At 38.5% G+C, this 13586-nt stretch carries 11 protein-coding genes and 1 pseudogene; 6 read left to right on the top strand and 6 right to left on the bottom strand.

Features of this window, described 5'->3' with window-relative positions:
• Positions 1–131 precede the first annotated feature (131 nt).
• From BA1DRAFT_RS03605 to BA1DRAFT_RS03595, 3 genes are all read right to left on the bottom strand, one after another.
• A complete protein-coding gene (locus BA1DRAFT_RS03605; protein WP_036776116.1) occupies positions 132–968 on the bottom strand; it encodes an ergot alkaloid biosynthesis protein in 837 nt (278 codons plus the stop codon).
• The gene (locus tag BA1DRAFT_RS03600) at positions 958–1182 is read right to left on the bottom strand and encodes a nuclear transport factor 2-like protein (RefSeq protein WP_051560639.1); all 225 of its coding nucleotides are present in this window, start codon (positions 1180–1182) and stop codon (positions 958–960) included. The genes BA1DRAFT_RS03605 and BA1DRAFT_RS03600 overlap by 11 nt, the downstream gene beginning before the upstream one ends.
• A 368-nt stretch (positions 1183–1550) precedes the next feature.
• Positions 1551–2219, bottom strand: coding sequence for an SDR family NAD(P)-dependent oxidoreductase (locus BA1DRAFT_RS03595; RefSeq protein WP_072164752.1), 669 nt, complete (start codon positions 2217–2219; stop codon positions 1551–1553).
• 544 nt (positions 2220–2763) lie between these two features.
• Between BA1DRAFT_RS03595 and BA1DRAFT_RS03590 the strand changes: the two genes are divergently transcribed.
• Positions 2764–3708, top strand: coding sequence for a phosphatidylinositol-specific phospholipase C (locus tag BA1DRAFT_RS03590; protein WP_051560637.1), 945 nt, complete (start codon positions 2764–2766; stop codon positions 3706–3708).
• 93 nt (positions 3709–3801) lie between these two features.
• On the opposite strand, the gene BA1DRAFT_RS23880 is transcribed toward BA1DRAFT_RS03590, so the two are convergent.
• Positions 3802–5325 carry a hypothetical protein gene (locus tag BA1DRAFT_RS23880; protein ID WP_235200962.1) on the bottom strand — a complete coding sequence of 508 codons (1524 nt, stop codon included), beginning with the start codon at positions 5323–5325 and terminating at the stop codon, positions 3802–3804.
• 754 nt (positions 5326–6079) lie between these two features.
• On the opposite strand from BA1DRAFT_RS23880, the gene BA1DRAFT_RS03575 reads away from it, so the two are divergent.
• From BA1DRAFT_RS03575 to BA1DRAFT_RS03555, 5 genes and pseudogenes are all read left to right on the top strand, one after another.
• Positions 6080–7033, top strand: coding sequence for a hypothetical protein (locus BA1DRAFT_RS03575; RefSeq protein ID WP_036776115.1), 954 nt, complete (start codon positions 6080–6082; stop codon positions 7031–7033).
• 438 nt (positions 7034–7471) lie between these two features.
• A pseudogene (locus BA1DRAFT_RS03570) lies at positions 7472–8384 on the top strand (Rpn family recombination-promoting nuclease/putative transposase).
• Between the two features lie 364 nt (positions 8385–8748).
• The gene (locus BA1DRAFT_RS03565) at positions 8749–8943 is read left to right on the top strand and encodes a hypothetical protein (protein WP_036776114.1); all 195 of its coding nucleotides are present in this window, start codon (positions 8749–8751) and stop codon (positions 8941–8943) included.
• Positions 8944–8949: 6 nt separating this feature from the next.
• Positions 8950–9606 (top strand): SGNH/GDSL hydrolase family protein, encoded by a 657-nt coding sequence (locus tag BA1DRAFT_RS03560; protein WP_036776113.1) that lies wholly within the window; start codon positions 8950–8952, stop codon positions 9604–9606.
• A 10-nt stretch (positions 9607–9616) separates the two neighbouring features.
• A complete protein-coding gene (locus tag BA1DRAFT_RS03555) occupies positions 9617–10660 on the top strand; it encodes an acyltransferase (protein ID WP_036776111.1) in 1044 nt (347 codons plus the stop codon).
• 190 nt (positions 10661–10850) lie between these two features.
• Here BA1DRAFT_RS03555 and BA1DRAFT_RS03550 read toward each other — a convergent pair whose 3' ends face one another.
• Both BA1DRAFT_RS03550 and BA1DRAFT_RS03545 read right to left on the bottom strand, forming a co-directional pair.
• A complete protein-coding gene (locus BA1DRAFT_RS03550; RefSeq protein WP_036776110.1) occupies positions 10851–11855 on the bottom strand; it encodes a hypothetical protein in 1005 nt (334 codons plus the stop codon).
• Positions 11856–12377: 522 nt separating this feature from the next.
• Entirely contained in the window at positions 12378–13544 is a 1167-nt protein-coding gene (locus BA1DRAFT_RS03545; protein ID WP_051560636.1) for a cupin domain-containing protein, read from the bottom strand.
• Positions 13545–13586 lie beyond the last annotated feature (42 nt).

The raw sequence follows: 13586 nt of genomic DNA, 5'->3' as shown, positions 1-13586 counted from the left end.
GGGAGCATAGAGAACTATGTGACCGGGGGTGAGCGAGTACAGCCAACAAAGAGGCAACTTAAAAGATGACGGGTATAATAAGTACAACATCGTTATTTTACTTCGGACAAGTATTATCCCGAGTCATACAATTAAACCTTCCAGCGATGACATTCCCTCTGAATAAAGATATCCAGTGAACAAGGATTCACTCCTGTTAATGCTTTGACGCCATCTGTAATGCGCTCCTCAGTACCTGATGCGATGTCATTATCCATTGCTGAAAGGATTTTTGAGTAGGTTTCATCCAGTCCATTTTGTTGTAGCCGACTGGCCAATTCACTGGTCGTTAGATTTCGGTGACTAATTTTGCGGCCTAAGGCTTTACTCAATGCAGCAGCAATATCTCCATAACTAAGTGTTTCAGGTCCTGTAAGGATAAAATCTTTATTTATGGTTCGATTTGATGTTAATGCAGAAACAGCAGCACGAGCAATATCAAGGGCGTCAATGAACCCCACTTTGCCATCGCCCGTTGCAGAATAGATAGCGTTCTCTTCATTTATTGTTACCAAATGCCGTTGCTCATAAAAGTTCTGCATAAACCAGGTAGGACGTAATACTGTCCATTCTGGCGTATTAGCTTCCAGCCAGGCGTGAATTTTTCCCATCATTGGAGCACCAGAGGCCAGCGACGATGCACTAAGCAACACAAAACGTTGAACCCCTTTTTCTAGCGCTATCTCAAGCAATGGTGGTACTACTGAACCATGATCACTAGTGTTCGTTGGCGCCACAATATATAGTGACCTGATGCCAGAAAATGCGGCTTCGGCCAGATCAGGACGCATCCAATCAAAAGCAATTTCACTGCCTGATTCAGGGGTGCGGGTACCAATCCGATGCGCGATCCCATTTTGGGTCAGTAACTCACTAATCAACCTTCCGGTTTTCCCCTTACCACCTGTGATCAAAATATTATTCTGCATGATAATCTCCTTTTAATTTGCTTGTAAGGTAGTTTTTGAGGGCTTTTTTTCCATTTAATACTTGCACTCCATCAGGCAAAGCATAAGGAAATTCAAAAACAATATCCTCGGCTATCATGTCAAGAAATGATTTAGCATTAGGATACAGTGCATGACTAACTCCCTGGCGTAGCAGAGATGTTAGATGAGGAAAAGGATCACTATTTTTCATCATATATATTCACTCCCGGAGGATGGAACGATATCATTTCATCCATATTATCAAGGGGAATCGGATGGAACACAATACGACAAAATGAAATATTAAATAAGTTTAATCAGATACATTCGTTTATTCCGTTGGATTTAAGAATAGTTCTCCAATCTAGTGATCTAATTAGCAAAGAATAAATCCATATCATGTTGAAATAATGGCATAAGAGAAAGATCACTTAAATAAGTTGAAAATCCCCTACCACAAAGTAGAGGATTTTATTGTCAAACCAAGATGATTAATACGTTAGATATTATGTTACAGATCCCTTTTTCTTCTCAGCTAATTTATCCGTTACTTCTTTAACAAACTGATTTCCACCATCTAGCTTATTTTCCTTTTAATGCAATAATATACTGTAACAATCGTGGAAGAAATCGATTAAGGTATACACCAATGACTTCTTTATTACCTCCGGGGTATATCTCTCTTTTTTCACTAACGATTGCCTTAACAATTTTCCTGGCGCATAAATCGACAGGCATGCCGTGTTCCAGTTCACTATCAATACGTTGATAAGGCTCCCCATTTCCAGTGAGAGATCTCATGGTAATATCAGTATTAATAAAACCGGGACAAATAAATGTAACATTGATATTGTCTTTCGTATGCTCAGCACGCAGAGATTCAAAAAAACCATGCAATGCCTGCTTCGATGCTGAATAGCCTGAACGACCCGGTGTACCAAACTTACCAGCCACACTGGAGAGAACAACAAAATGCCCTCTCTTTTTCTCAATCATCGAAGGGAGTACAGTTAATGCTATGTTGACAATGGATAAAAAATTTAAATTAATCAATTTTTCATAGACAAAGAATTGTGTGTCTGCAACTAAAGAACGTTGACTGACGCCAGCAGTGAAAATAATACAGTCAATACTCCCGATCCGTTGAAGCACTTTATGTACCATTTCTTTCGCTTTGTCATGATTTGTAATGTCGAAAGGAATAACGTTTTCTTCCGGAAGATTAATGTCAGTAGCCAATTTTTTCAGCAAATCTTTTATTGAGTTACTGGCTTATACAATGATTAAGATAATTGAAATCAAAATTCAGTAAGGAGGAAATGATTTTTTGCTCACTATTTTAATGCCAGTAATGTCTATTCATTTTATTACGATTAGCCTCATAATATATAAAAATGAAAAAAATATTTTCATTAATCGAATTCGCCAACTATTTTCAGGCGTTTTTTTAATTAAAATATCTAAATCGTAGATTTTCTATGTTTAAAAATACTCATTTCATTATGTATATAATCACTATACTTTCTCAATAATTATCTTCTTTAATTGCCTATTGTTGGCGCACTTCTAATTTCTTCAAAATAGTAGTATACCCAATGGATTTCAAGATGGATCGTGACGGTAAGGGAGCAAATCTCCGGGGGCATAGATAACTATGTGACCGGGGTGAGTGAGTGCAGCCAACAAAGAGGCAACTTGAAAGATGACGGGTATATACTTAAGAATAATAATGTCACTCTATTTCACACATTAAATATCTCTTAAATAACTTAAATTAATATGGTGAGAAATAAATATGAATAACAACGGTAATAATATCGATGAAAAATCAAAAATTGATCATCAAACCGAGCGCTCACTGTCAATATGGACTCCTAATGCTTGGATGGGACATTTGCATGATGATAATCGACTTTTGAGCCATATCACTATTCCGGGAACACATGAAAGTTGCGCCCACAGGAACATATCGGGACTTGTTCAATGCCAGAGTTTGTCAATATCGGACCAATTGCAGCTAGGAATTCGCTATTTGGATATCCGATGCCATGCAAAAACCAATGATAGGGGATTTATCATTGATGGCTATGAGGACAGATGGATTTTTGACATGCATCACGGGATCATCAATGAATACATCGTATTCGATAAGGTAGTCAATGACTGCCGGAATTTTCTTAAAGCTAATCCATCAGAAACGATTTTGATGAGTATCAAACAAGAGCAATCAAAGGAACCAGACGAACTATTCAACGCTATTTTCAAGCACTACAAGGACAAATACTTTCCGCTCTTTCATGACGATCGCCAAATTCCAAAGCTTGGTGATGTCAGAGGAAAGATTGTTATCATTTCAAGGAATAAAGGGTTGTCTGGGATCGCCTGGACATCAATGGATATTGAAGATCACTATGATAATCCTGAGAAGAAAGAGAAATATCATCTTGTTGTTAATCATCTCGAAGAGGCATTGAAAGATAGCGAGGATACTCTATATCTGACTAACACGAGTGCATACAGTGGCCCTGATTTCACTCTCTATTATGCTTTTTATATGTACAAAAACCTTAAGGATTGGCTTATTCATACCTACCAACCTGAACACCCGGGCCACGATAAACCAACTCTCGGAATCGTAGCAATGGACTTTGTTGGCCGATGGAATAACGGCGATGTGGTTTCCCTACTTTATGAAGGCTGCAATTCCGACAAAATGTCTGATCGTCTAGGTTCCAACTAGGTTCGCAGTGCTTTTAAAAGTGATAGTAGATAGCAATGTAGGAGTAATGTAGGAGTAATGTAGGAGTAAAGCTGCGAATTCAGTTCAAAAAGGTCAAATGTCGTACTTTGCAGCTTCGCTCCTATTGGACCAGGTTGTAGTCACGGAGCTAGTAATTGCCTCAGTCGTTCTTGCCCACCTATTCCTTAAGCTCTTTGGAACGATTCTGGAAATGATAGAGACCAGATACTGGTTAGTGCCAATGTAGAGGTCATTATTCCTGTTGAAGTAAATGCCGCCGTACTCATGACAATAGTTCACACCTCTGCCGAGGGGAATTTGCCAGATCACCCGGCCATTGAAAGAATCGATGGCGCTAATGTAGTACATTCCTCCCTTTGACGCTGAAATATCATCGGACCAGCTACAGGTATGCGCGAAGATGATACCGCTGCCGCGACAGAGCATGTTCATCGCGTAAAAGTGAACGTCTGGAATAGACCATCTCTTTTCATCGGGTTGTTCAGTATTCTCAGGATTGATGCGGATCATCTCCATGCCGGGACCATTCGGGACTAGCTGCGAGAACGGCCACGTCGGATAGTGGCCGAAATTATTTTCGACCACAAAGGTATCACCAAAGCCTATCAACGAGGCATTGTCGGTGATTCCCACCAGTTCAGTCCCGTCCTCCATTTTGGTGAGCGTCGGCGTAGTTCCCGAACCGATATTCGTCTGACCCGGCTTCCGGTATCCGGCATTCTTGTAAGGCGTCTTCCAGCGAATGGTGATCTCATTCCCCTCCAGACCGAACGCCCAGAGATACCCTTTCGTACATAAGCCCTTGCTATCGATACCATTGGTGACGATATAAGCCCCGTTCTCATCAACAGCGAATGTATTGTTGTTCCACTGTTTTTCCAGCTTCTTCGCGCCAATCAGTGTTGTGCTCCCATCATTCGGATCAATTTGCACAACTGCTATCCATGCAGGAGAGCTGAGTGTACTCTCCGGGTAGCTCTGGTAGTTATAATCACCGGCAATCAGGCACCAGTAGAGATTCGGACGATCCGCATCCCAAACAGGCAGCGACGAGTAGAGGGAATTGCCATCCACTGAACCAGTGACCACTTCGATGATATCAGCGCTCTGCCAGTTCGGTGTGAGCGCATAAATCTCGCCTTCTCTTGGCTGCACATCCGCTGTCGGATAGCTGACAATCTGGTTGTCCTGTACCACTATCGTGTTATCGTTGTTGTCTAGGTAAAAGTAGCCGCCGCCGAAGGTACTATTGCCGGAAAGTGTACCCGCCTTCGTGGCTGAAATAATGTTGCAGTTCTCGTCAAATACCACCACCCAGAACTGAGATGCGGAGTAGTCCAGCGAGACGCCCACCATTTGATTCTGACTATTACAAACCATATTCGGCGTGTATCCGAAAGGATTGTACTGCTCAATAAGCAGAAGATTGTCATTAACAGGACCGTTGAGCGACACGGACTCGGAACACCAGCTATCTTGGTGCGAGCTCCCGAAGTCGTTCTGCGCCATCCACGGGTGTTGAGGTATTTCAGCATCGGCAAAACGGTTCAGCGCACTCTTCGCCGCGGGGACATGGTGCAATTCTTCTTTTCTCATGGGGACTACATGATCGAATGGATTATAGTTAAGCCTGTATATTTTTATATTAGATTATAAATTCCCCATCCCGATATTCAGGATTGGAATGTTCAAGTTTTAGATTAGACATTCATAATGATGTGTATATAGAGACTAGAAGTCGGTTATGGAATGTCAAGAATCGTTGGATGATATTAGAAAAATATCTTTTTATTTCTCTGATAAAGTTATTAAACGCATGATTAATTATAATCATTTTTGATTAGATGAATTTAATCGGATATATTCTGATTTTTTCAAAAATAATTATCCTGTTTAATAATCCACTTGGTGAAGAATAATTACATTGCATGTTGAAATAATGATATAAGGAAAAAATCACATAAATAAACTCCTATCTTTAAATAATTACAACTCTTTTTTTGAGCAATTTTATAGAGAGAATTCTACTCAAAAAATCGACATATTAGAAACATTAATTTTACCTAAAGTACATATAGAAAAATTGATAATAATCAGACTCCAAATAAAAGAGAAAAATCATTAATTGAAGGAATTATCAATTCTTACAAGTTTGGTTACTATGGCAAAGGTAGTCAACGCTGACATTAATTGGGAGATAATTATTTCTGTGTTTATTAACTGATTATTTAGCCATTATTTCTAGTTAGGCTTCATCCCCCTACAAACAAAATTGTAGGCAGCGTAAAAGTTTTTGCGATATTTTTATCTTCGTCATTACATCCGGTACCAACAAGAAAGGAGAATTATAATGGATAAACCAAAGGAGAATAATATGAAAATTAATGTGGCATCTATAAGACAAGCAACATTTCGCTCTGAGTTTTCTCTTGATAGAGAAAGCGGACAGAGCATACAAGATTACTTGGCGAAAGAAATAGAACGTAGAATTGACTTGGTGAGAGAAAATATTCTTCTTGCATCAGAAAATAAAGAAAAAAACACCCCGTTGTTTTTTTCTTTACCTGAATTTTTTTGGAACATAAAATGGAATACGCTCAAAAACAAAGATGAATTATATCAACTAACTGATTATATGATGCATTATTTATCAGATGCACAGGAAAGTTTGATGAATTCCTTACCCGAAAGCGAAGTGGGTAAAATCGTTCTGTTGGCAGGAACAGTGGCAGTCTTGGTAGAAACTAGTAATAACGGGGTATTTGAACCTTTAAATTACTGTTTAATAAGCAATAACTTTAAAAAGAAAAACGATGGTCGATTTGAAAGGTCAATGTGGCCAAAGCGTACAACTTCACATATTGATTTCGGTCTTAAAGATAAAGTGACTAATAATGGGTTTATATTTACCTTTGTAGATGGATTAACTGTCGAAGTTCTAAACAAGACTCAGCATGTTGGTGAGCATGATAATAACATGAACTACGGTTTCTCTATCGATAACAATATAATTGACGACTGCCCGTTTAGCATTAACTTATGCCTTGATTATGGGAGAGTTAAGCCAGGAGAACGCAATGATGAGCTTATTGAATCATCATCGAAAATTGATTTCCTGTTGGCTTGCGGTATGTCTTTGAGTCCAAATTACAAATATCCGCCCAGCGTGCGATTTGCTGTAAGGAATGACGGCATGAGAAGTGGAAAGGTTGAATGCTTCTCAATCAAAGATAGACATTTATTTCAACAAGTTCCACAAAAAGAATTAAATACCCGTCTATCGATGGTGGAGCTGGCTCTTTAATAGATAATATAACTGCTCTTCCCTTACTACGAGTGGGAGAAGAGTATATGTCAGGTATGATTAACCGTTGCTGCCCCAATCTTAGGCGGGCAGCATATTGTCATCACATCAAATTTATTTGGAATCTTTTCGGCCCAAGGCTTTACATCATGTTGGCCGAGTACTATTGGTCACGGAAGCACCGACGAAAGTACCTTTATGCAAGACTTTCATGTGCCACTTCATCATCACCGAGTGGCCATCGCCCACGACCTCATGGATTCCGACAGACTGGTCGCCAAGCGCTTCTGTAAGCGGTTTCCAGACAGTTTCGATCCACTCAAGGAAAATGGATAATCACCGAAATAATATGTTGTACATTGGTTGCGAGTTTTCCAGAGATATTATAATTTTGACAATGCGTGGCAATGACTAATTAATAAGACAGAGAAACGGATTGTGGCAAAAAAAGAAAAACGGCCTCACCATGACGCGTTATTCAAACATTTTTTAACGCAGCCCGAAACGGCCAGGGAGTTTTTATCTCTTTATCTGCCCGAAGAGATCCAGTCGTTGTGTGATTTAACCACATTGAAACTGGAACCCGGCAGTTTTGTGGACCGGCATTTACGGCAACTGCACAGTGATGTGCTGTACTCGGTTGAAACAACTCGGGGACAAGGCTATCTATTGCCTGATTGAACATCAGTCCACTCCTGACCCGTTGATGGCCTGGCGGCTGATGTATTATGCCATGTTAGCAATGGCGGCCCACCTGAAAAAAGGCCATACTGAACTCCCTTTGGTGGCGCCTTTGCTGTTTTATCATGGTGAGGTTCGTCCTTATCCTTACTCAAACCGGTGGCTGGATTGTTTTACGCTCCCTGAACAGGCTGCCCGCTTATACCGCCAGGCGTTTCCGTTAGTGGACGTCAGTGCGCTCAGCGATGAAGAGATCCTGACGCATAAAGGGGTTGCCCTGATGGAGCTGGTGCAAAAACACATCCGTTGTCGGGATATGCTGGAATGGGTCCCCCAATTGGTGGAACTCCTGAATGGAGGGTATAATACAACTGAGCAGCGCAATGTGGTGTTACGCTATATTTTACTGAATGGACATACGCTGGATCTCTCCCAATTTGTCCATCAACTGATTGAACAATCTCCGGAGCATGAAACGATGTTGATGACTATTGCAGAACAGCTTGAACAAAAAGGGCTTGAGCGGGGTATTGAGCAAGGTATTGAACTAGGCCGAGAGAAAGGTAAAGTGGAAACGGCTCGCGCCTTATTACGACATGGCGTGAGTTTGGATATTATTGTCACCAGTACCGGACTGAGCCGGGATAAAATTGAAGCGTTAAAGCATTAAATTAATCTTCTCTTTCACTGTAAAATGCCGATATTCAAGATCGGCATTTTTGTTATTAAACTCAGATGGTCAGTAATTCAATATTATGTTTCAGATCCATTTTTTTCTTTAGCTAATCTATCCACCACTTCTTTAGCAAACTAATTGTCACTATCGGCATTTTTTAGCACCTGATAGATAACTTGTTTATGATAACCAATCCGTATTTCTGTTATGAATGTGCATGATTAAAAGGTCGTAAAAGAGGTTGATATCGTATTATTTATATGAGACAACTTTATCCGAGATCCAACCGCAATGATGAAATTCATTTTCACTATCCGGTCAGCGATCTTTATACGGACATGATTTGTATGGGATCAGGATGATGACTCATCATATAGGCCAAATTGCCGATAAAAGTAAAAGACTCTTCACCTTAACGGATGCGAAGCAATTTGCTCTGTATGCGCTTTCTGATTTTAATGAAGGCGGTTATTTCAAAGTTAAACACGCTTTTTTCCGTTTTGCTTTGTTCTCGCAATGGTCTCTCGTCGAATTTTTATTTTTAGAAGGATAAAAGTAAATGTCTTATATTCAATCGCATTTGAAGGAAGGGTGTTGGTTTACCCTCGGTGACAGTATAACTGAAAGAGGGTGGTATCAACCAATAGTGACTAAAAATTTAGGTCTAAAAGAATGGAAAAACTACGGAATAGGGGGAACATGCATAGCCCAAAAAGATAAAAATGACAATTCAGCCATTTGCTTAAGATATGAAAAAATGGGAAGCAATCCAGATATTATTACAATATGGGGAGGGGTAAATGATTTTGGATTTGACTTTGGTTCCTATGGAGGGGTGGAAATAGGTGATTATAAAGACAAAACCCCATTGACATTTATTGGAGGCATGAAGTTATTAATGACCGGAGTTACCAAAAAATACCCATTAGCGAGAATAGGATTTATTATAACAACGCCAATATCAGTACAAAGAGGTATGAATAGTAAAAACGCCAAAGGGTACTACTTGTCTGACTATTGCAGCGTTTGTCGGGAAATTTGCGAAAAACACTCCATCCCATATCTGGATTTGTTAAAACAATCTGGATTCAATGAAGGAAATATCGATATTATGACCAGCAATAGCTTGGGCACCGTGTCCGATGGTTTGCATCCATCAAAAATAGGTATGGCCAGGATTGCCCCAAAAATTTCAAACTTCATTTTATCTATTTAAGAGACAAAAAATGAGAATATTAACCATAGATTTATTAAAGATCATTTCTATATTTTTCGTTGTAATTTCTCACGTTACTTTATTTTTCTTGTTGCGCGATGATAATGACGTGGTTTTGTATTTTCTTAGGCAGATCGGTCAGTTAGGGGTCTCATTGTTTTTTATGTGCAGTGGCTATTTCTTACTAAATAACAGACATGAAAAACAGGTGGATTACATCATTAATAAAGCCAAAGGGATATTAACTGTATTATTGTTTTGGCTTATCTTTTATTATCTGTATGACACATATTTTATCAGTAAATTTACAACAGTACCTAATACTAATTTTTTAAATTATATTAATGTTAGTAGAACCACATCAGATGCCACCCATTTATGGTTTATATTTGCAATTGTCTCTCTATATATATTAACACCACTAATGCGTAACGCATTTAACGAAACAAACGCAAAAGGGATTATGAAAATAATTGTCATAATGCTTATAATTTCTAATCTTACATTGCTGAATGCACTAACAGATTACAAATTCTCTTTTTCCCTAATCCCATTCAATATTTTACTTCCGTTCCAAGCTGAGGGTTTGATTAGTTTCTTGATAGGTGGATATTTAGGGCTAACGAAACCTAAAATAAAGACTTTTTCCTGTAAACACATAATGCTTCTGGTATTTTTTATTATATCATTGATATCTTTATCAATCATTTCATCCAGGACTGGGATGGACTTCTTTTATGGGAGATTTTATAATGTATTCCTTCAGGTTTCTTCGGTGTGCCTATTCTTATTCTTGGTTAATTTGAATATCAACGAAATACCATGCTTAATTGATGACATTAGCAAGAATACACTAGGCATATATCTTGTTCACAATATTTTTGTTATTGAAATACATAACGAATTTATCCATAACTTATTACTGGAAAAATTTAATTACATAAATATATATGTTTACATAATAGCCTATTCTTTGCTGGCTTTTATCCTGTCATATATATTATGCGTTTTGTTAAATAAATCAAAAATAACATCAAAAATTATAACCATTTAACGTTATGGACAGGGAGAGTCGGTTTCTTTCAGTAATATCTTTTTGGCAGTAAGGTGTATTGGCTAAAGGAAGGCGTTTTACAATTATCACAGACCACACAGTGGTTTGAAAAGTAAAACGCCTTATGAGACTCCCGTTGAAAAAATGAGAGCTTAAAAATGCTCTGCCAATCGAAGCTAGAGATCACACATCATATATTTTTATAATGAGTTCCAACACTATGAATCGTGATTGTATTTTCAGCATTATTTTGCGTGAAAGTTACCCTGTCTTTTTGACTTAGCCTCACACTAAATAAATTATTTGGCAATTTTTCCAAGTTACTGCCGCTTGCTGTACCAATACTTTTTGCTGCTGTAAGTGGATCGTTACCCTTTTGCACCTCTTTTACAAATGAACTATACTTTTGTTTTGCAGCACCGCCCATATTAACAAATCCATTCCTAGATTTGTTCTTTTTAAGTTCTTGAAAACTAACTCTCCATTTAGGTGGTTCAGTTGGGCCGGCCAAATAACCTATTCTGCCATCAGGTAACTTCTGAGGTGGTCGAAAGAAAGGTTTAGAAAGCTTTTTTCTCTCAATATAATTCTCTAATGATTTAGACTCTAACCCATTGTAAAAGTTTTTTGAAAAAATCCTCCTTCCCAGTGAAGTTACAGCAGATAAGATAAATAAGAAATCAATTAATTTAAAAAATCTTGCGGCATTTGATTGTTGATTTTCCTCCAGTGGAATTTCCTGTGCCGCAAAAAAATATAGTGCCAATAATTTATCGTCATCTAAATAATCACTCAATGGTTTATTTTCAAGATCAGGAATATTCCAGATGTTTTGAGGATATTCACCTTCAAAATCCAGTTCATTCTTGTAAAAACCATCTGCCATATCTTTAGAGATTTGATCGCCATTTTCACCTAATAGTGCAGATGAAAGATTAGACATATATTCTTGATAAATTCCCTCGGCAGTCTCTTTATTCTTATAATAGTCATCAGGAAGTTGAGACACATCATGAATACCACTTACAGCTAAAGCGTATGCTAATATTATTTTCTTAGCCCGATATTCAATTCCATGTGATGCTGTATACCCCTCATCTGTTTGCTTAAAGTTTAGTACACGTATTATCTCTCCTGCTATTTGCTTTTCAACGGGCTGATATCCAATTCTGTCAGATATTAATTTTATATCCATTATATTTCTCCATTATGTTAGTGTTTATTGATCTATGAATCTCATGGCAGAGAACTCCTAAATTTGTCGCTACTAATATAAATTTCAGTTTTAAATATAGGGTTTCTCTGGCTTTCTAATCGTTAATTTCAATATAAAACTACTTTACATGCTAATTATTAGTAAGCTTTTATCTTGCCATTTTTTGTTGATTTTTTTCCAATTAAATCATTATGTTAAGATTAATCAAACAAATAATAAAATGAGCAAAAGAAAAAAAAGAAGGCACTAAAACCAAAAGGACTTGGAAAATAGGATAACCTAATGTTAACAAAACGTTTTTAAATGGTCATAGAAGGTTATATAAATGTAAAACAGCCATTAAACATGACAGAAAATAAGGAGTTTATTCTTTTAATCCCTGACTGACCTAATTACCGATAAAAAGGTGTTATCCGATGTTAAATAAAGCCCCGAGTAAACGAGGCTATTTCTGATATACAAAGTTATATAGGTTCCTTCAATACACTACGGTGTAATATCTCAAGTCCTACGGCGTGATATAACTAGCTTATCCTTAGGACGATTCACCCAATCGGAGGGATCATTGTTGAAGTTATCCGCCAGTAGATAAGACGGAGTTTTAGCTAACCAATCAGAGAGTGAAATATCTTGATAAACACCGTTATCTAGTACAATCAGCACTTGAAGATCATCATCGCCAATATTTTCGATATAGTGACCAAACCCCAGTGGCACGTAACCAACGTCGGTTGGCCCATATTTTGCGGTTTGTGCGTGTCCGTGGGAACTAAACACAGTCATACGTCCTTTACCTGAAATGTAGTATTGCCACTCGTTGGCATTCGGATGCCAATGTAGTTCACGTATTGCGCCAGGTTTGATGGTCTCTATAAGGCCGGTGATCGTTGTAGAAATAGGAAATTCCTTCGATGATGCTCGATAAACACTCCCTGCGTCGTTCTCGAAGAAAGGTTTATTTTTCAAGAGTTCATAACGGTGGGTAAGTGGGGCATCATTCAATCCTCCATCGTCAGCAGGTAGGGGAAGTTTCGGCGGTATAGCGCCACCAACGATGTAAGCTTCTCCCTGTTTAATTTTAGAAAAAACGGATGCCGGCATGTTGACACTTTTCTCAAGTACCTCTTTCGGCATATGGGTTATCCAATCCGTGATGCTGAAAGTGCCAAATTCTGAAAAATGCCCATTATCAAAAGCCAGAATAAAATGGGCGCCATCCCCAAGCGCCTGAATAGAATGACCATGACCTTTGGGAAAATACCATACATCGCCGGGGCCAAAATCAGCTACTTCACTTTTGCCCTCCGGATCAATAACGGTAATACGTGCATGACCTTCCAGCATATATGCCCATTCAGCGGCAATAGCATGCCAATGAAGTTCACGGACACCACCCGGTTCAAGTAACATATCAACACCAGCAATCCCTGTAGATATCGGGAATTGTTCTACCGTGGCTTCTCGTGCCCATCCATTTTCCAATATCCGTTTTTTGCTATCGGTGAATTTGTATTTATACAAACTTTTGGTATTCATTGGCTGTTTATTCTTGCCAGCAGTGACTGTATTGTGTTGTTCATCAGCAACAGCCGCTTTAATCATACCGCCCATGCCAGCAGCGGCTGCGCCAATTGCGGATGCCTTCAAGATATCACGACGAGAGAACATATTTATTACCTCCAGGTAAAATGAGTACCAGCAAATAGTTGC

Source organism: Photorhabdus aegyptia, assembly GCF_000612035.1.
GTDB classification, from domain to species: domain Bacteria; phylum Pseudomonadota; class Gammaproteobacteria; order Enterobacterales; family Enterobacteriaceae; genus Photorhabdus; species Photorhabdus akhurstii.
The sequence above is the reverse complement of the archived record's forward strand: the minus strand, read 5'-3'. Positions and strand labels throughout refer to the sequence as shown.